Annotated in this window: 18 protein-coding genes and 1 riboswitch; of the genes, 10 read left to right on the plus strand and 8 right to left on the minus strand. The window is 73.0% G+C overall.

Annotated elements, in window-relative coordinates:
• Positions 1–118 precede the first annotated feature (118 nt).
• A complete protein-coding gene (locus RKE38_RS05825; RefSeq protein ID WP_316006501.1) occupies positions 119–658 on the plus strand; it encodes a GNAT family N-acetyltransferase in 540 nt (179 codons plus the stop codon).
• Here RKE38_RS05825 and RKE38_RS05830 read toward each other — a convergent pair.
• Positions 652–1161 carry an ATP-binding protein gene (locus RKE38_RS05830; protein ID WP_316006502.1) on the minus strand — a complete coding sequence of 170 codons (510 nt, stop codon included), beginning with the start codon at positions 1159–1161 and terminating at the stop codon, positions 652–654. The two genes, RKE38_RS05825 and RKE38_RS05830, sit on opposite strands and share 7 nt — an antisense overlap.
• A 193-nt stretch (positions 1162–1354) precedes the next feature.
• Here RKE38_RS05830 and RKE38_RS05835 point away from each other — a divergent pair, with 193 nt between their 5' ends.
• Together RKE38_RS05835 and RKE38_RS05840 are read left to right on the plus strand one after the other, a co-directional pair.
• Positions 1355–2032, plus strand: a complete 678-nt coding sequence (locus tag RKE38_RS05835) for a GAF and ANTAR domain-containing protein (protein ID WP_316006503.1) — start codon at positions 1355–1357, stop codon at positions 2030–2032.
• Between the two features lie 67 nt (positions 2033–2099).
• Positions 2100–2876: a GAF and ANTAR domain-containing protein gene (locus RKE38_RS05840; RefSeq protein WP_316006504.1), complete on the plus strand. Its 777-nt coding sequence runs from the start codon at positions 2100–2102 to the stop codon at positions 2874–2876.
• Here the strand turns inward: RKE38_RS05840 and RKE38_RS05845 are convergent.
• A complete protein-coding gene (locus tag RKE38_RS05845; protein ID WP_316006505.1) occupies positions 2873–3049 on the minus strand; it encodes a hypothetical protein in 177 nt (58 codons plus the stop codon). The genes RKE38_RS05840 and RKE38_RS05845 overlap by 4 nt on opposite strands.
• A 48-nt stretch (positions 3050–3097) precedes the next feature.
• On the minus strand, positions 3098–4429 hold the full coding sequence (locus tag RKE38_RS05850) for a glycoside hydrolase family 32 protein (protein WP_316006506.1): 1332 nt from the start codon (positions 4427–4429) through the stop codon (positions 3098–3100).
• Positions 4430–4579: 150 nt separating this feature from the next.
• On the opposite strand from RKE38_RS05850, the gene RKE38_RS05855 reads away from it, so the two are divergent.
• The 3 genes from RKE38_RS05855 (at position 4580) to RKE38_RS05865 (ending at position 8452) form a co-directional block, all read left to right on the plus strand.
• Positions 4580–5902 (plus strand): D-alanyl-D-alanine carboxypeptidase/D-alanyl-D-alanine-endopeptidase, encoded by a 1323-nt coding sequence (locus tag RKE38_RS05855; protein ID WP_316006507.1) that lies wholly within the window; start codon positions 4580–4582, stop codon positions 5900–5902.
• A gap of 69 nt (positions 5903–5971) precedes the next feature.
• Positions 5972–7699, plus strand: coding sequence for an alpha-glucosidase (locus tag RKE38_RS05860; protein WP_316006508.1), 1728 nt, complete (start codon positions 5972–5974; stop codon positions 7697–7699).
• Between the two features lie 252 nt (positions 7700–7951).
• A complete protein-coding gene (locus tag RKE38_RS05865) occupies positions 7952–8452 on the plus strand; it encodes a PLD nuclease N-terminal domain-containing protein (protein WP_316006509.1) in 501 nt (166 codons plus the stop codon).
• Positions 8453–8466: 14 nt separating this feature from the next.
• Here RKE38_RS05865 and RKE38_RS05870 read toward each other — a convergent pair whose 3' ends face one another.
• Positions 8467–9366 carry a DUF1028 domain-containing protein gene (locus RKE38_RS05870; protein ID WP_316006510.1) on the minus strand — a complete coding sequence of 300 codons (900 nt, stop codon included), beginning with the start codon at positions 9364–9366 and terminating at the stop codon, positions 8467–8469.
• Positions 9367–9459: 93 nt separating this feature from the next.
• On the opposite strand from RKE38_RS05870, the gene RKE38_RS05875 reads away from it, so the two are divergent.
• Positions 9460–10557 carry an ionic transporter y4hA gene (locus RKE38_RS05875; RefSeq protein WP_316006511.1) on the plus strand — a complete coding sequence of 366 codons (1098 nt, stop codon included), beginning with the start codon at positions 9460–9462 and terminating at the stop codon, positions 10555–10557.
• A gap of 16 nt (positions 10558–10573) precedes the next feature.
• Here RKE38_RS05875 and RKE38_RS05880 read toward each other — a convergent pair whose 3' ends face one another.
• The 4 genes from RKE38_RS05880 to RKE38_RS05895 form a co-directional block, all read right to left on the minus strand.
• A complete protein-coding gene (locus RKE38_RS05880) occupies positions 10574–11251 on the minus strand; it encodes a DsbA family oxidoreductase (protein ID WP_316006512.1) in 678 nt (225 codons plus the stop codon).
• 87 nt (positions 11252–11338) lie between these two features.
• Complete coding sequence (locus RKE38_RS05885) at positions 11339–12085, minus strand: C40 family peptidase (RefSeq protein ID WP_316006513.1); 747 nt, start codon at positions 12083–12085, stop codon at positions 11339–11341.
• A 1-nt stretch (position 12086) separates the two neighbouring features.
• Positions 12087–12296: riboswitch (cyclic di-AMP (ydaO/yuaA leader) on the minus strand.
• Between the two features lie 172 nt (positions 12297–12468).
• Positions 12469–13167, minus strand: coding sequence for a metal-dependent transcriptional regulator (locus tag RKE38_RS05890; RefSeq protein ID WP_316006514.1), 699 nt, complete (start codon positions 13165–13167; stop codon positions 12469–12471).
• Positions 13168–13193: 26 nt separating this feature from the next.
• A complete protein-coding gene (locus RKE38_RS05895; protein ID WP_316006515.1) occupies positions 13194–14414 on the minus strand; it encodes an MFS transporter in 1221 nt (406 codons plus the stop codon).
• 45 nt (positions 14415–14459) lie between these two features.
• On the opposite strand from RKE38_RS05895, the gene RKE38_RS05900 reads away from it, so the two are divergent.
• From RKE38_RS05900 to RKE38_RS05910, 3 genes are all read left to right on the plus strand, one after another.
• Positions 14460–15185: a hypothetical protein gene (locus tag RKE38_RS05900; RefSeq protein WP_316006516.1), complete on the plus strand. Its 726-nt coding sequence runs from the start codon at positions 14460–14462 to the stop codon at positions 15183–15185.
• On the plus strand, positions 15182–15982 hold the full coding sequence (locus RKE38_RS05905) for an SDR family NAD(P)-dependent oxidoreductase (protein WP_316006517.1): 801 nt from the start codon (positions 15182–15184) through the stop codon (positions 15980–15982). Before RKE38_RS05900 ends, RKE38_RS05905 begins: the two co-directional genes overlap by 4 nt.
• A gap of 401 nt (positions 15983–16383) precedes the next feature.
• The gene (locus tag RKE38_RS05910; RefSeq protein ID WP_316006518.1) at positions 16384–17055 is read left to right on the plus strand and encodes a DUF4232 domain-containing protein; all 672 of its coding nucleotides are present in this window, start codon (positions 16384–16386) and stop codon (positions 17053–17055) included.
• Positions 17056–17098: the final 43 nt, after the last annotated feature.

The raw sequence follows: 17098 nt of genomic DNA on the forward strand, positions 1-17098 counted from the left end.
GGCGGCCCCGCGCGAGCAGCTCGTGCTGCCGGGCGCGGGGCCGCCACCCACCGGACTGCTATCCTGCAACCGCAGCCCAGCCTCCCGTCCGCACGTGCCGGACGCGGAGGCTTTTTTCATGCCCTCCTCCACCACGCCCGCCGCCCCTGGTCCCCCTCTCCCCCTCGTGGTCCGCCGGGCCACGGCCGACGACCGACCGCTGCTCGAGCGCCTGTGGCTGCTGTTCCGCCACGACATGTCCCGGTTCACCGCTGACCTCCCCCGGCCGGACGGCTCGTTCCGCAGCGAACGGCTGGAGTCGGCCCTGACGAACCCGGGGTGGGCGGCGTTCACGGCCTTCCTCGGGGAGGCGCCCGTCGGTTTCGCGTTCGTGCGCGGGCTCGAGGGCTCGCCCCGGGTGCTCAACAGCTTCTTCGTCGTGGCCGGTGCCCGGCGTTCCGGCCTCGGTTCGGCCCTGGCGCACGAGGTGCTGCAGGCCTTCCCGGGGCGGTGGGAGGTGGCCTTCCAACAGGCGAACGCGGGCGCGGTCCGGTTCTGGCGGGCAGTCGGGGCCGCCCACGACACCGGCTGGACCGAGGAGCTGCGCGCGGTGCCCGGCTCCCCTGACACGCCGCCCGACTCCTGGATCTCGTTCCGGGTGAGGGTCCCGCCTCAGTAGTGGCACCACGGCGGCAGGTCCCCATCGGGACCCTCGCCCGACGGGCCGCCGTCCTCGCCACGCCCTTCGCCCTCGGCCGCGCCGCCGCCTGCGCCGGCCCTGCCCCCGTCCTGCGGGTCGAGGTTGAAGGCCGCCCAGACCGACTTGCCGTCACGCCTGGGCCACACGCCCCACGCCTGGCTCAGGGCCTGCACGATCTCCAGGCCCCGGCCGTGCAGCTCCACCCCGTCCGACGGCGGGGGCACGGCCACCCGGCCGGCGACGTGGTCACGCACCTCGAGCACGAGCCAGGAGTCGCGACGGGCCAGGGTGACGGTGAACGGCGTGTTGGCGTGGAGCACGACGTTGGTCGCCAGCTCGCTCACGACGAGCGCGACGGCGTGCGCCTGACGCTCCAGCTCCGTCTCGGCCAGGCAGTCCAGCACGAAGGTCCTGGCGTCGCTGACGTGCAGCGGATGGGCAGGCCAACGTGCCTCGCGACTCCACGCGAGCTGCGTGTCCATCCCTCACCCCACGTCGACGACGTGCGCCACGAGGCGAGGTCCGGGCTCTCTGCGCGTTCCACCAGCCACTGTGCCCCCGAGTGGTCCCGGCTCGCAACCGGTTCAGCCCGGTCCGACCGTTTCGGCCGGGGGTAGGGTGGAACCGACGGCCGTGGCCCACTGGTCGCTGGCGCACGGCGGATCCAGGTGAGACATGGCGACGGACAACGGGCTCACGGCCCCGGGCTTCGAGATCGAGGCCGACCTCAGCGAGATGTGCCTGGACTGTGTCGACAAGGCCGGCGTCGACGGGGTCGGCCTCGCGGTCTTCGCCAATGACGGCACCCCCGGGACCGTGCACGCCACCAACGAGCTGGCCGCCCGGATCGAGGACCTGCAGTTCACCACCGGCGAGGGACCGTGCGTCGACGCGGCCCGCACCGGGTACCCGGTCCTCGTGCCGAGCCTTTCTGCGACCCACCAGGAACGCTGGCCCGCCATGGCCCGGGAGCTCACCACGGCGGGTGTGCGGGCCATCTTCGCGCTGCCCATCCGGGTGGGCGCGGTGTCGTTCGGGTCGCTGGACCTGCACCGCCTCGAGCCCGGGCCGCTGTCGACCCGGCAGATGACCGAGACGCTGCGCACCGTCGACCGGGCCAGCGAGCTGCTGCTCTCCGCCGCAGGGGAGCACCTCGAGGAGCTGTTGCCGGCCACGACCTACCGCATGGTGGTCCACCAGGCGGTGGGCATGGTCATGGTGCAGCTCGACGTCGGCGTCGAGGACGCCATGTTGCGCCTGCGCGCCGCGGCATACGCGGAGGGGCAGTCGATCACGGAACTGGCCGCCGACATCGTCGCTCGGCGACGCCGGCTCGCCGAGGAGGGGTCATGAGGAGCGTGCCTAGGGGCGGGTTCCTCCGGGTAGGACCCACGGGGACGGGACTCTGCGAGGAGGCACGATGACGACGGAACAGGCACGACCGCCGAGCCATGACGAGACCGAGCGGTACGTGCTGCTCGCCCAGCGCTTCGTGTCGCTGGCAGACACGCTGGTGGACGACTACGACGTCGTCGACCTGCTCGACCAGCTGGTGCAGTCGTGCGTGGAGCTGCTCGACGTGAGCCAGGTGGGTCTGATGCTGGTCGACCAGGACGGCAACCTCAGCCTGGTCGCCTCCTCCAGCGAGAAGACCCGGCTGCTGGAGCTCCTGCAGATCCAGACCGAGGAGGGTCCCTGCCCCCAGTGCGTCCGCGAGCGCCGGGCCATCACCGTCCCCGACATCGCGGCCTCGCGGGACGAGTGGCCCCAGTTCGCGCGGGCAGCCGACGAGGCCGGGTTCACGTCCGTGCAGGCGCTGCCGCTGCGGCTGCGCAACGAGACGATCGGCGGGCTCAACCTCTTCAACACCGGCGACCGGGCCCCGCTCAGCAGTTCCGAACAGCGCATCGCACAGTCCCTCGCCGACGTCGCGACGATCGGCATCCTGCAGCAGCGCGCGTCCCAGCGGGCGTCCCTGCTCGCCGACCAGCTGCAGAGCGCGCTGACCAGCCGCATCGTCGTCGAGCAGGCCAAGGGCGTGATCGCCGAGCGTGGCAACCTCGACATGGACGCCGCCTTCGCGCACTTGCGCAACTGGAGCCGGTCCCACCGGCGCAAGCTCGTCGAGGTGGCCGACGACGTCGTGCAGCGACGGCTCGACCCCACCGAGGTGCTCGCCGCCCGCCCCCACCACTAGGACGCCGGCGCCCCCTCGTCCGTCGGCGGCGGGTGGATGACCCCGAGCAGCTCGTCGACCCGCGCGTCGGACAGGTGCTCCACCTGGCCCGCGGCAGCAGCCATCAGCTCACCCAGCAGGACGATCTCCTCGGCGAGCGCCCGGTCCTCGACCCCGTCCGGCCCCGACCCCACATCTCACGGTAGGACGGCGGCCGGACCAGCCGTCACCCCCCAGCCGAGTCATCTGGGGATGGCCCGCAGGGCCATGGGCCCGTCCGGGAACACCAGGGCCGTGAGCACCGCCTCACCGTCCGCCGCGAACACCTCGACGCTGCAGCTGTCGACGGCCACCTCGAGGCGCACCACCCCGTCGCCGACCGGGACGGCGACCGACGAGACGCAGGGGTATGCCGGGTGGAACGGCCGGGCGTCGCCGGCCACCGGTCCGCGCGCCAGGGACAGCAGTCCTGTGCCGCGGTCGTACCCGACACGGGCCACGTCACCACGGTCACCGCCGGCGAGCTCCACCACCGCCGAGGGGCGGTCGCGGACGTCGAGCTCGACCTCGTGCCACTGCAGTCCCGGCGCCGACCGGGCCTGCGCCACCGGCCGCTGCACGAGCGCGAGCTCGCCACCGGCCCGGCGCCGGAGCGAGAGGTCGCGGGGCAGGGTCATCGCTCCCCGCCACGGGGTCGTCGGCAGGTCCCGGGCGTAGGCCCAGTTGGCCATCCAGCCGACGAGCACCCGCCGCCCGTCGGGGGCGTCGTTCCACGTCACCGCCGCGTAGTCGTCCGGGCCGTGGTCGAGGCGGCGGAAGCCGCGGGCGTCGGGGGTGAAGCGGACCCCGTCGAAGGCGCCCACGGCATACCAGGTGCCGCAGCCGGCCACCGTCGTGTCGTTGCCGCTCAGCACCAGCACGTGCCCCTCTGCCCCCGGCTCACCCTCCACGGGCAGCCGCACGAGGTCGGGGCACTCCCAGATCCCGGCCGGCTCGGACAGCGGGCCCAGCTCGCTGAGCAGCTCCCAGTGCCACAGGTCGCTCGAGCGGTAGAACACGACGAGCCGCTCGACCGCCTCCACGGCCACCATCAGCCAGAAGCCGGTGGAGCCGTCGCCCGGCTCCCACCACGAGACCTTGGGGTCGCGGAAGTCCGCCGAGGCGCGGTCGAGCACCAGGCCGGCGCACCGCTCCCACGTCGCGCCGGCGTCCCGGGAGCAGGCAAGCGACTGCGCCTGGTGGCCCTCGCGGGCACTGGTCCACACCGCGACGAACGGCGGGTACGGGTCGCCCTCGCGACGCAGCCCGGAGGTGTCGTCGTGGTCGACGACGACCGAGCCGGAGAAGACCTGCTCCCCCGACTCGAGGTCGTGCGTCAGGGCCACCGGGTGCTCGGTCCAGTGCACGAGGTCGGTGCTGGTGGCGTGGCCCCAGCTCATGTTCCCCCAGTCGGGACCCTCGGGGTTGTGCTGGAAGAACAGGTGCCAGGTGCCCTCGTGGTGGACGAGGCCGTTGGGGTCGTTCATCCAGTGCCGGGCGGGCGTGAAGTGGGCGCGTGGCCGCCAGTCCGGCACCGTCCACCTCCACGTCTCCGGGCCGCGCCCATTGCCTCGGCCGATCGGGCCGATCATCCTGTGAATACCCGCCCAAACGGCCACAACCGGGCGCGTCCGGGGTTACCTTCCGTGCGTCACCCACCCAGTCTCCCCTCCGAGGACCGCGCCATGACCGACCGCCACGCCCGGGTCAGCGCCACCACCCGCAGCCGCCGCAGGGCCCTGCGCCTCACCGTCGCGGGTGTCGCCGCGGTGGCGGTAGGCGCGCTCGTGCCGGCTGCCGCCGGCGCGGCTCCCATCGACACCACCCACGCCTCCACGCCGGCACGCACCTTCACCAAGGCGCCCAACGCCGACCCCCGGATCTCCCAGCTGCTCACCGCCCGCGCGACCACCAGCCGGTTCGGCAGCGCCTTCAGCGGCGCGGTGGTCGACGCCGCGAGCGGCCGTGTCGTGTGGAGCCGCAACGGCAACACCGGCCTGATGCCGGCCTCCACGACCAAGCTCGTGACGGCGACCGACGCGCTCGCCGTCTTCGGCTCGGGCCACCGCTTCACCACCCGCGTCAAGCGCGGCACCGCGGCCGACCAGGTCTACCTCGTGGGCTCCGGCGACCCGGCGTTCTCCTCCGGCCAGCTCACCGCGCTGGCCAAGACCACCGCGGCCGCGATGAAGGCCGCCGGGCGCACGACCGTGCGCGTGTATGCCGACGACTCGCTCTTCCCCGCCCCGAGCCTGGCGACCGGGTGGCGGTCGACCTACATCCCCGCCGACACCACGTGGCTGCGAGCCCTGGACGTCGACGGCCGCCAGAACTCCGACACGAGCATCGACGCGGCGAAGCTGTTCGCCGGCAAGCTCAAGACCTACGGGCTCACGGTCAGCTCGGTCGCCCGCGGCAAGGCCGCCTCGAACGCACCGGTCCTCGCCTCCTCGGCCGGCCAGACGGTCGGACAGATCATCTCGACGATGATGCTGAACTCCGACAACGAGCACGCCGAGTCGCTGCACCGGCTCGTCGGCATCCAGCTCGGCTACGGCAACACCTGGTCAGCGGCCCGCAGCGCCCAGGCCTACCGGATGGCGCAGGAGGGCCTGAGCGTCTCGGCGCTCTACGACGGCTCCGGCCTGTCCCGCAGCGACCGGCTCACGAGCCTGCAGCTCGCGCGCATCGTCAGCAACGTCTTCGAGCCGGCGAACGCCACCCGCCTCGGCCTCCTGCGGTCCGACGCCGGGCTGCCCATCGCGGGGCGCACCGGGACGCTGCAGGCGGCATACGGCCGATTCACAGCGCCGACATCGAGCTGCGCGGCCGGACTCGTCCACGCCAAGACCGGCACGCTCACCGACGCGGCCGCCCTGGCCGGGTGGGTGGTCGGGACCGACGGGCGGGTCAAGACGTTCGCCTTCGTGGTCAACGGGCGCACGGTCACGACGACCCTCAAGCAGGACATCGACATGCTCGCCGCGACGGTCGCCGGGTGCTACTGACCGGGGGCTGCTGACCATCGGCTGACCCACTGTTGCCGCTGGGGTGCACGGGCCCGAGACTTGCGACCCATGACCGATGACCAGTGGTTCCGCGAGGCAGTCGTCTACCAGATCTACCCGCGCAGCTTCCAGGACACCGACGGCGACGGCATCGGTGACGTCCCGGGCATCATCGACCGGCTCGACTACCTGCACACGCTCGGCATCGACGTGCTGTGGCTGTCGCCGATCTACCGCAGCCCGCAGGACGACAACGGCTACGACATCAGCGACTACGAGGACGTCGACCCCACCTTCGGCAGCCTCGCCGACGTGGACCGGCTGATCGAGCAGGCGCACGCCCGCGGCATACGCATCGTCATGGACCTGGTGGTCAACCACACCTCGGACGAGCACCCGTGGTTCGTCGAGTCGCGGTCGTCCAAGGACAACCCCAAGCGCGACTGGTACTGGTGGCGGCCTCCGCGCCACGGCCACGAGGCCGGCGCCCCGGGGGCCGAGCCGACCAACTGGCAGTCCTTCTTCAGCGGGCCGGCCTGGGAGCTGGACGAGGCGACGGGTGAGTACTACCTGCACCTGTTCACCCGCAAGCAGCCCGACCTCAACTGGGAGAACCCGGACGTCCGCGCGGCCGTCTACGCGATGATGCGCTGGTGGCTCGACCGCGGCGTCGACGGCTTCCGCATGGACGTCATCAACATGATCTCCAAGCGCGTCGGGCCGGACGGCTCGCTCGCCGACGGGCGGCCCATCGCGGGCACCGTGCTCGGCGACGGGACACCTCAGTTCATCTGCGGCCCGCTGATCCACGAGTTCCTGCAGGAGATGCACCGCGAGGTGTTCGAGGGGCGGCCGCAGAAGTACCTCACCGTGGGCGAGATGCCGATGGTCACGGTCGACGAGGCGGTGCTGTTCACCGACCCGGCGCGGCACGAGGTCGACATGGTGTTCCAGTTCGAGCACGTCGACCTCGACCACGGCGAGCACAAGTGGGACCGCAAGCCGCTCGACCTGCGCGACCTCAAGGCGTCGTTCGCGCGCTGGCAGGAGGGCCTGGCCGACGTCGGGTGGAACTCGCTCTACTGGAACAACCACGACCAGCCGCGGGCGGTCTCCCGCTTCGGGTCGGACGCGCCGGAGCACCGGGTCGCCTCGGCCAAGCTGCTGGGGACGGTGCTGCACCTGCACCGCGGGACGCCGTACGTCTACCAGGGCGAGGAGCTCGGCATGACGAACATGCCCTTCGCCGGGCCCGAGGACTTCCAGGACGTCGAGTCGGTCAACTACTACCGGACCGCGGTCGAGGCGGGGGCCGACCCGGAGTGGGTGCTGCACAACCTGCGCCTCGGCAGCCGCGACAACGCCCGGTCGCCGATGCAGTGGGACGCCTCGAACCAGGCGGGGTTCACCACCGGCACGCCGTGGGCGCGGGTCAACCCCAACTACCCGGAGATCAACGCCGAGGCCGCCGTCGCCGACGACGGGTCGGTGTTCCACCACTACCGGCGCCTCATCGCGCTGCGCCGGTCCGAGCCCGCAGTCGCCCACGGCCACTTCACGATGCTGGCGCCCGAGCACCCGACGCTGTACGCCTTCACGCGCACCTTCGAGGGCACCGAGCTGCTGGTGCTGGCCAACTTCTCCGCCGACGACCTCACGGTGACGGGCGAGGACGTGCCCGGGCTCGACGGCTGGTCGGCCGCCGACCTGGTGCTGGGCAACCTCGCCGACGACCCGTCCTCCGTCGTGGCACCCCTGCGCGCCTGGGAGGCCCGCATCCTGCGCCGCACCACCTGACCACTGATGGGCGGTCCCGGGGCGCCCGGCATTCCTCGGTGTGCTCGAGAAGCGAACCTGGGTTTCGGACTTCCGAAACCCAGGTTCGCAGTTCACGCACACACCTCTGCCCCACGGCCCCACTGCCGCACGGCCCCTGCCCCGCCCGCGCAGGATGGAGGTGGGTGACGCGTCTCCGTCGTTCGGGTGGGGGTGTGCGCCAGATGTCCGGTTTCGCCTCCGGGCGGTATGCCGGTGTGCCACCATCGCGGCGTGATTCGCGCTGAACTGGGGTTGGGGATCCTGGGCACGGCACTGTGGGTGTACTGCCTGCTGGACGTGATCATGACCGACGAGAGCCGCATCAGGAACCTGAACAAGGGCACCTGGATCTTCGTCGTGCTCATCACGTCGGTCGTCGGGGCCGTCGCCTGGCTCGTGGCCGGTCGGCCGGAGTCGTCGCCGCGCGGCGGTGGCCTGCCCTACAAGGGGAACCGCGGCACGGCATACCCGGAGTACGACCGGCCGGGACGCGCGGTGGCGACGAACCCGGACGACGACGCCGAGTTCCTGCGCAAGGTCCGCGAGCGCGCCGAGGCGCAGATGGCCGAGGCCAAGCGGCAGCGGGCCGAGCGCGAACGGGCCGAGCGTGAGGCGGTCGAGCGCGAGCGGGCCGCCCGCCGAGCGCGCGAGGAGGAACTGCAGCGCAAGCGCGACGAGGCCGCTCGCACCGACCCGACGACCGGGCCGGACGCCCCGCTGCCCGAGGCCTGAGCGCCCCGGTCGGGCTACTCCTCCTCGTCGAGGTGGTCCTCGGCCTCGTCCTCGGCGTGCTCGTCGTCGCCGTATCCCTCGAGCCGGTCCTCGTCCGTGGCCGCGCGCAGGGCACCGAGCACCTTGGCATCGATGCCGTCGGCGCTGAGCCGGGTCTCGTAGTTCTCCTCCGACGCCCACGCCGCCAGCGCCTCCGCCGCGGAGCTGCCGCTGAACCCGATCGACTCCAGCCGGGCCAGCACCTCGTCGGCGAGCGCACCCTCGAGCGGCTGCACGTCCTCCGGCGACCCGAACAGCAGGTCGTTCAGCCCCACCAGCCGGGCCAGCTCGCGCGGCGCGTCGGGGTGGTCGTCGACCCGGACGTCGGCGAGCAGCCCGTACTGGTCGTACCCGGCACCCGGCCGCACGGCATACAGGGCCGCGCCCTGGCGTCCACGTGAGTCGCCGCCGGCGTCGTCACCGGCGAGCAGCGCGGCGACGAGCCGGTCGGTGAACGGCCGCCCCGCCGACGCCAGCCACGCGCGCTCCATCGCCTCGACGACCTCGGGACCGACGAGGATGTTGCCCTGGATCGCGTAGGCACCGGACTCGTCGCGCCCGCTCACCCCGCCGGCCCACGGCAGGCACGAGGGGCCCGTCCAGGTCGCCTGCGAGTCGCGACCGACGACGCCGAGCTGGCGGTGGTCGCGCTCGTCGTCCGGCCCGGTGCAGGCCTCGATGGCGGCTGTTGCGTCCGCGCCGGACGACAGCGCCTCCAGGGCGGTGTCGCGGTAGGACACCCGCGCCATCGCCTGGGTCGCCACGGCACCGAGGCCGAGCCGCGCGTCGGGCACGACCGCGCCGACGAAAGGGAACTTGCTGGCGACGGCGACCCCGAAGGAGTCACCGTCCTGGGCCACGATCGAGAACGTCACCCCCCGGACGCTAGCCGGGCTGCGAGGTTCTGGCAGGCCGTCCGGCGACCGGTTGCTGGCCGGGCACGTGTCCGAAACCTGCGAGAATGCGGCATGGCCGCGCGAACGACCAGTCCCCTGCTCACCTGGACCAGTCTGGCGCCGCCCCTGGCGCTCGTGGCGCTGGTCCTCACCTGGGGACGCCACCTCAGCGCGGTCCCGGTCGTCATCGTGGCCGTCGTGCTCGGCCTTGCGGTCCTCGCCGCCGTCCACCACGCGGAGGTCGTGGCGCACCGGGTCGGCGAACCGTTCGGGTCCCTCGTGCTGGCCGTGGCCGTGACGATCATCGAGGTGGCGCTCATCGTCACGCTGATGGTCAGCGGCGGCAAGGACACCGACACGCTCGCGCGCGACACCGTGTTCGCCGCCGTGATGATCACCTGCAACGGCATCGTCGGCCTCGCCCTGTTCATGGGCGCGCTGAAGTACCGGCTCATCGCGTTCAACGCGGAGGGCGCGGGCGCTGCGCTCGCCACGGTCACGACCCTCGCGGTGATGACGATGGTGGTCCCGACGTTCACGACCAGCCAGCCGGGGCCGGAGTTCACCAGCAGCCAGCTCGCATTCGCCGCGGTCGTCTCGCTCGCGCTCTACGGCATGTTCGTGTCGACCCAGACCCGGCGGCACCGCGACTTCTTCCTGCCCGTCGGCAAGGACGGCGAGCCGCTCGACGACGAGCACGCCGACCCGCCGACCAACCGCGCGACCTACGCCTCGCTCGGGCTGCTGCTCGTCTCGCTCGTCGCCGTCGTCGGCCTGGCCAAGGTCGAGTCCCCCGCCATCGAGTCGGGCGTGGCGGCCGCGGGCTTCCCCCAGTCGTTCGTCGGCGTCGTCATTGCGCTGCTCGTGCTGCTGCCCGAGACGCTGGCCGCCGTCCGGGCCGCCCGCCGCAACCGGATCCAGATCAGCCTCAACCTCGCACTCGGCTCGGCCATGGCGAGCATCGGCCTGACCATCCCGGCCATCGCGGTCGCGTCGATCTGGCTCGAGGGCCCGCTGGTGCTCGGCCTCGGCGCGACGCAGATGGTGCTGCTCGCGCTGACCGTCGTGGTGAGCGTGCTGACCGTGGTGCCCGGCCGGGCGACGCGGCTCCAGGGCGGCGTGCACCTCGTGCTGCTGGCGGCGTTCGTGTTCCTCGCCGTCAACCCCTGAGCCGGGCGCTGGGCGCTCAGGCGCCCTGGGTCATGGCCTCCGTCGAGCCGTCGGTCGCGGCCTCGATCAGCTGGCCGATGACCTCGACCGAGTGCGCGCCCGAGAGCGCCACCTTGCGGTTCGCCATGAAGAACGGGACGCCGGTGATGCCGATCTCCGTGGCCGCGCGCTCGTCCTGGCGCACGTGGTCGGCATACTCACGGCTCGCCAGCACCGCCGACAGGCGACGCCCGTCGAGCCCCGCCTCCGCGCCCAGCCGCTGGAGCGTCTCGATGTCGTCGATCTGCCTGCCCTCGGTGAAGTGCGCGCTGTACAGCCGCTCGAGCACCGCGGCCTGCAGCGCGTGGCCACCCTGGGCCAGGCCGAGCGCGATGATCCGGTGCGCGTCGAAGGAGTTGGCGCGGCGCTGCTCGTCGACGTTGATCTCGAGCCCGTCCGGACGCCCGAGCACCGCCGGGCGCTCGGCCATCTCGCGGGCGCCCTCGAGGTCGGTGCCGTAGCGCTCGGCCAGCCAGGACAGCACGAGGCTCCCGTCACCGACCGGTGCACCGGGGTCGAGCTCGTACGCGTGGTAGGTCACCGTCACGTCCGCGGGGTGGGCGCACTCGGCGATCGCCTGCTCGAGGCGGCGCTTGCCGATGTAGCACCAGGGGCAGACCACATCGGCCCAGACGTCGATCTCCACAGCAGTCATGCCTCCATGTAAACACGGCGGAACGGCGAAGGCCCCGGCCGCAGCTGCGGTCGGGGCCTTCGCCGAGGTGGCTTCGAGAGCCTCAGGTCACGGGCGGCCGTAGGACACGTTGCCGGACCAGATGGAGCGCTTCTGCACGGTCTCGCCGGTGCGCGGGCTGTCCCACATCATGCCGTTCCCGGCGTAGATGCCCACGTGGTACGCGGGCGAGCCGAAGAACACGAGGTCGCCGGGCTGCGGGGACGACACGGGGGTCGCGGCCTGCCGCTGCTCCTCCGCGGTGCGCGGCAGCGAGATGCCGACCTGGCGGAACACCCACTGGGTGAAGCCCGAGCAGTCGAAGCCGGTCGACGGGCTCGTGCCGCCGTACTTGTAGGGCAGGCCCTGGTACTGCGCGGCGATGGCGAGGACGCCACCGGCAGCCGGCTTGAGGTTGGTGTAGTCCTTCGTCGCCAGCGGCGCGCGCTGGGTCGACCGGCTCGCGGTCTGCGTGTCGGTCGCACGGACGACCGGCTTCGGCGCCGGCTTGGGCTTCGGCTTGGCCGTGGCCTGGAAGCCGATGACACCGAAGGCGTCGGTGGCCTCGGGGGCAGCCACCTCGGGAGCCTTGACGGCGACGGGGGCCACGGAGGTGGCCTGGCCGGCAGCCTTGGTCGCAGCGGCCGGGGCGGCCGAGGCGGGGAGGGCGAACGACGCGACGAGACCACCGGAGGCCGCGATCACGGCAGAGGTCTTGACGGCCGGCTGGGCGGCGGTGGCCACGATGCCGGACAGCTCGCTGACGGGGTTGAAACGACCGGGCGCGCGGTGGCGGCCAGAAGTGGGAGAAGCCACGATGAATAACCTCCGGCGCCTACGAGGTGAGCTGTCGGGTTCGGGTGGAGGTAGATCACCCGGCCCTCGTTCGTCCGACCTCGCGGTCGCACTCCCGAGGGCTTCACCCCAAGGACCGTCCGGAGACGGCCCACAAGTGGGTCCCCCGCTCCTGCCAAGCGGTGTTCGTTGCTGACCCGGGCGTGGCGGCAGGACTAGGCGTGTCCACATCGGGCCGGATCCTCGGGGGGCTGAGGAACCTCGGGAAACCGTACACAACGCTCCCGGGAAAGTCACGCTGCGGTCACGGTCGGTCCAAGAAAGTTCCACACGATGCCAACCGCAGGTCCCGATCCGTGCTCAGCGGACCCTCGGCGGCCGCCCGGCGGACGTCCAGCCGACGCTCAGATGAGCGCGCCGAAGACGTGCTGTGCCACGTCGTCCGGCAGCGAGACGCCCGTGGACTCCGGAGCCCCCTCGCGCACCGCCACGACCCGCCCGTCGGCGCGGTGCACACGCACCCGCTCCCCCGGGAGCAGCCGGGCCACCGTCAGCAGGCTCAGGGCCTCGTGGTCGACCTGCACCGGCTCGCCGATCCGGCGGACGAGCACCGTCTCGGGCTCGGCGCCGGCCAGCTCGGTGAGGGTGTGCAGCCCCGAGCGGAAGTCCTCCGTGGGCTCGGCCTCGCCCAGCTCGTCCAGTCCCGGGATCGGGTTGCCGTACGGCGAGTCGTGGTGGTCCTTGAGCAGGGCCAGGATCTTGCGCTCGACCCGCTCGGACATGACGTGCTCCCACCGGCAGGCCTCGTCGTGGACGTACTCCCACTCCAGGCCGATGACGTCGATGAGCAGGCGCTCGGCCAGCCGGTGCTTGCGCATGACCCGCGTGGCGAGGCGACGACCCTCCTCGGTGAGCTGGAGGTGACGGTCGCCGGCCAGGGTCAGCAGGCCGTCGCGCTGCATCCGTGCGACGGTCTGGGACACGGTCGGACCCGAGTGCGCGAGCCGCTCGGCGATGCGGGCGCGCAGCGGGGGGATGCCCTCTTCCTCGAGCTCGAAGATCGTCTTGAGGTACATCTCGGTGGTGTCGATCAGGTCCGTCACGGGCCCAAGCCTGCCACCTGCGGGCGTCACCGTGCCCCGGCGTCGCCCCGGCCCGGCTCGAACCGCCTCACCCAGTACCCCAGCCAGCCCGTCCCGAGCAGGGTCAGGCTCCCGATCCCGACGCACGCCGCGGCGAGACCGACCTGCGCCGTCACGGCGCTGATGAGCAGCGGGGCGCCGCTGCCGCCGATGACCGACATGAACCGCCAGCCGCCCAGGAACTGCGAGCGCCCCACGTTCGGCGCCGTGTCGGCACCCAGGGTCATGACGATGCCGGAGCCCAGCCCGTTGCCGACCGCGGCCAGCAGCGAGGCGCCCAGGACGGTGTATGCCGTGTGGGTCAGGGGCAGCAGCAGCGCCCCCACCCCGAGCAGCACCGCACACGGGACGGCGACCCAGAACCGGCCGAACCGGTCCATCACCGAGCCCGCCGGGTAGAACAGCAGCATCTCGATGCCCCCGGTGACGCCGAAGATGACGGCCGTCGCCGACGCCGACAGCCCGACGTGCGCCGCCCACAGGGGCACGAGCACGACCCGGGCCGACCGCGCGGCGCCGATGACGAGGATCCCGAGGCCGAGCGTGGCATACGTGCGGCGGTGGGCCCACAGCAATCGGCGGGTGCTCGTCTGCGCCTGCGCTCGCTGCGCCTCCTCGTGGTGGGCCGTGATGTCCGGCGCGCGCCACACGAGCAGGCTCGCGGCCAGCCCCGAGACCACCGCCACCCCGAACGCCGCCTGCGCGCCCCACGCCGCGATGACCGGCGCCCCGACGAACGGCCCCACGAACAGGCCGATTCGGTTCACCCCGCCGAGGGTCGACATGGCCCGGGCGCGCATCGAGTACGGCACCGCGTCGATGAGGTACGCCTGCCGCGCCACGAGGAACATCGAGGAGGTGAAGCCCATCGCGAAGACGGCCGCGAAGAGGACCACGACGTTCGGCGCGAGCAGCGCGACGGCCGAGGCGACGGCGTCGACGGCTCCGGCGGACAGCAGCGCCCGCCGCTCCCCGATCCGGTGCACCATCGCCCCGGCCGGCACGGCGAAGAACAGCTCGGCCACGAGCGCGGCCCCGGCCGTCAGCGCGGCCACCGACGGGCTGGCGCCCAGCTCCAGGGCGGTGAGCGCCACGACGGGCAGCGTCGCACCCGCACCGACCGCGGCGACGACGGTCGGCCCGTAGGCCGGCACGGCGATGCTGCGCAGCCGGAAGCCGGCCTCGGTGCCCGTCGGCGGCGTCGCCATTCCACCCCTCGTTCCCACCCGCTCCCCGGCGGGTACGTTCGGCCCATGGACTTCGTCATCCCCGCCCGGTTCTGCGGGCCACCCGAGTCGGGCAACGGCGGCTGGACGAGCGGTCACGCCGCGCGCCTCGTCGCGACGACCAGTGACCATCCTGCCGTGACGGTCCGACTGCGCACGCCTCCCCCGCTGGACCGCCCCCTCGTCGTGACCCGCGAGGACGGCCTCGTCCGCGTGAGCGACGGGGACCACCTGGTCCTCGAGGCCTTCGCCGCCGCCCGGCCGAGCGCCGAGGGCGCCCCGGCACCGGTGGCGTACGACGTCGCAGTGGCCGCCGGCGACCGGTACGAGGGCGACGTCGACCACCCGTTCCCCACCTGCTTCGCGTGCGGGACCGGGCGCGAGCCCGGGGACGGCCTGCGGCTGCGGCCGGGTCGCGTCGAGGGCGGTGACGGCGCGTATGCCGCCGCGTGGACGCCCGGCCCGGACGTGGACCAGGAGACGGTGTGGGCGGCGCTGGACTGCCCGGGCGGCTGGTCGTCCGGGTTCGCCGGGCGTCCCATGGTCCTCGGCACGGTGACGGCGGTCGTCGACGAGCTGCCGGAGCCCGGCGTCCCGCACGTCGTCATGGCGTGGCAGCGTGGCGCCGAGGGCCGCAAGACCTTCAGCGGCACCTCCCTGCACGCGCCGGACGGGCGCGTCCTGGGCCGGGCCGAGGCGACGTGGATCTCGGTCGACCCCACGGCCGTGCGGCCGGCGGGAGCACTGACGTGAGCACCGAGGAGAGGAACGACGTGACGAGCGACAGCAGGGACGACGTGGCGAGGAGCGACCGGCGGCTGGCCGTGGTCACCGGCGCCTCGAGCGGCATCGGCGCCGAGACCGCGCGCCAGCTGGCCGCCGCGGGCTTCGACGTCGTGGTGGCCGCGCGCCGTGCCGACCGCATCGAGGCCCTGGCGCAGGAGATCGGCGGCCGGGCGGTTGCCTGTGACGTCTCCTCGGCCGACGACGTGGCCCGGCTCGCCGAGGCCGTCGGCCCGCGGCTGGACGTGCTGGTCAACAACGCCGGTGGCGCGCTGGGGCTGGCTCCCGCCGCGCAGACCGACGTCTCGGACTGGCGCGGCATGTACGAGTCGAACGTCATCGGCACGCTGCAGGTCACCCAGGCCCTGCTGCCCGCCCTCGTCGCCTCGGGCGCCGGGACGATCGTCAACGTCGGGTCGATCGCCGGCCGGACCGTCTACGAGGGCGGCTCGGGCTACACCGCCGCCAAGCACGCGGTCGCCGCCCTCACCGAGACCCTGCGCCTCGAGCTCGTCGACCAGCCGGTCCGGGTCACCGAGATCGCGCCGGGGATGGTGCGCACCGAGGAGTTCTCGCTCACCCGGTTCGGGGGCGACCAGGAGCGCGCCGACGCCGTGTATGCCGGGGTGCCCGACCCACTCGTCGCCGCCGACGTCGCGGAGGCGATCGTGTGGATGGTCGACCGGCCCGCGCACGTGAACATCGACCTGCTGGTGATCAAGCCCCGCCGGCAGGCCGCGTCGTACAAGGTCGCCCGCGAGTCCTGACCCGGGGCCACCCCCGGGGGCACCCACGACCGCCGACCGGCACCTCCCCGGACCCGGGTTTGTTCCCGTGTTCGCCCAGCGGGAAAACCGTTGCAGGACGCGACCACCCGGCATAGCGTTCTGAGCACACGGAAAGGAGGTGGTCCAGGAAGTGATTTCCCATAGGACGCGTGAGGTGGCTGCGCGCTAGCGCACCCTCGACTGCTTCGAGGGCGCGAGAGCGCAATCCCAGCAGTACCACCGCAGCCCGTGGGCCGCGCAGGTCGTCCCCTGCGCACGCCTCGCCGCTCGTCTCGGCAGGCAGGGCCCACGGGCTGTTTCCTGCCCGGGCTCCCGGTCGGACCAACCCAGAGGCGCCCTCGGACGTCTCCAGGACAAGGGGAACCGACAGGAGGATCGTCATGGCAGGAACGGGACACCAGGGCCGACGGCACCTTGCGGGGCTCACGCTCGTCGCGACGGCGGGACTGGCCCTGGGGGCATGCGGCGGCGGGGGCACCTCGGGCGGATCGGGCAGCTCCAGCAGCTCCAGCAGCGCGACGCCCTCGAGCGCCACCGGCACATCCTCGAGCTCCACCACCAGCAGCAGCTCCTCGAGCGCCACGTCGAGCGGGTCGGCCGGCTCCAGCAGCGGCACGGCCACGACGGCCGCCGCCCGGTGCACGGCTGTCACCACCCGCACCCGAGCGGTCACCGAGCCGGGTGGAGGAGCGGCAGGCAGCTACGGCGTGGAGCTCGTCACGACCAACACCGGCCGGACACCCTGCACCCTCAAGGGCTTTCCCGGCGTCTCCCTCACGGCACCGGGCACGGGGGCCCAGCTCGGCGCGGCCGCGGACCGTGAGCCGGGGCAGACGACCCCGCTCGTGCGCCTGGCACCCGGCGCCTCGGCGACCGCGCTGGCCCGGGTGACGCAGGCCGGCAACTACGGCTCCCGCTGCCAGCTGGCGAAGGCCTCAGGGTTCCGCGTGTACCTGCCCGGCGAGAAGGCCGCGCAGTACGCGCCGTACCCGGCCCAGGCGTGCAGCAACAGCGACATCCACCTGCTGACGGTGCGGCCCTTCCACACCTGATTGGGGCGTCCCCCGGCGCCCGCCAGGGGCTCCCCCCAGCGGC

The sequence above is a fragment of the Phycicoccus sp. M110.8 genome, assembly GCF_032464895.1.
Lineage (GTDB): Bacteria > Actinomycetota > Actinomycetes > Actinomycetales > Dermatophilaceae > Pedococcus.

Bases quoted from the DNA above. Each gene is read 5' to 3' on its own strand.
- RKE38_RS05825 (WP_316006501.1), top strand. From the start codon at position 119: ATGCCCTCCTCCACCACGCCCGCCGCCCCTGGTCCCCCTCTCCCCCTC.
- RKE38_RS05830 (WP_316006502.1), bottom strand. From the start codon at position 1,161: ATGGACACGCAGCTCGCGTGGAGTCGCGAGGCACGTTGGCCTGCCCAT.
- RKE38_RS05835 (WP_316006503.1), top strand. From the start codon at position 1,355: ATGGCGACGGACAACGGGCTCACGGCCCCGGGCTTCGAGATCGAGGCC.
- RKE38_RS05840 (WP_316006504.1), top strand. From the start codon at position 2,100: ATGACGACGGAACAGGCACGACCGCCGAGCCATGACGAGACCGAGCGG.
- RKE38_RS05855 (WP_316006507.1), top strand. From the start codon at position 4,580: ATGACCGACCGCCACGCCCGGGTCAGCGCCACCACCCGCAGCCGCCGC.
- RKE38_RS05860 (WP_316006508.1), top strand. From the start codon at position 5,972: ATGACCGATGACCAGTGGTTCCGCGAGGCAGTCGTCTACCAGATCTAC.
- RKE38_RS05875 (WP_316006511.1), top strand. From the start codon at position 9,460: ATGGCCGCGCGAACGACCAGTCCCCTGCTCACCTGGACCAGTCTGGCG.
- RKE38_RS05880 (WP_316006512.1), bottom strand. From the start codon at position 11,251: ATGACTGCTGTGGAGATCGACGTCTGGGCCGATGTGGTCTGCCCCTGG.
- RKE38_RS05895 (WP_316006515.1), bottom strand. From the start codon at position 14,414: ATGGCGACGCCGCCGACGGGCACCGAGGCCGGCTTCCGGCTGCGCAGC.
- RKE38_RS05900 (WP_316006516.1), top strand. From the start codon at position 14,460: ATGGACTTCGTCATCCCCGCCCGGTTCTGCGGGCCACCCGAGTCGGGC.
- RKE38_RS05910 (WP_316006518.1), top strand. From the start codon at position 16,384: ATGGCAGGAACGGGACACCAGGGCCGACGGCACCTTGCGGGGCTCACG.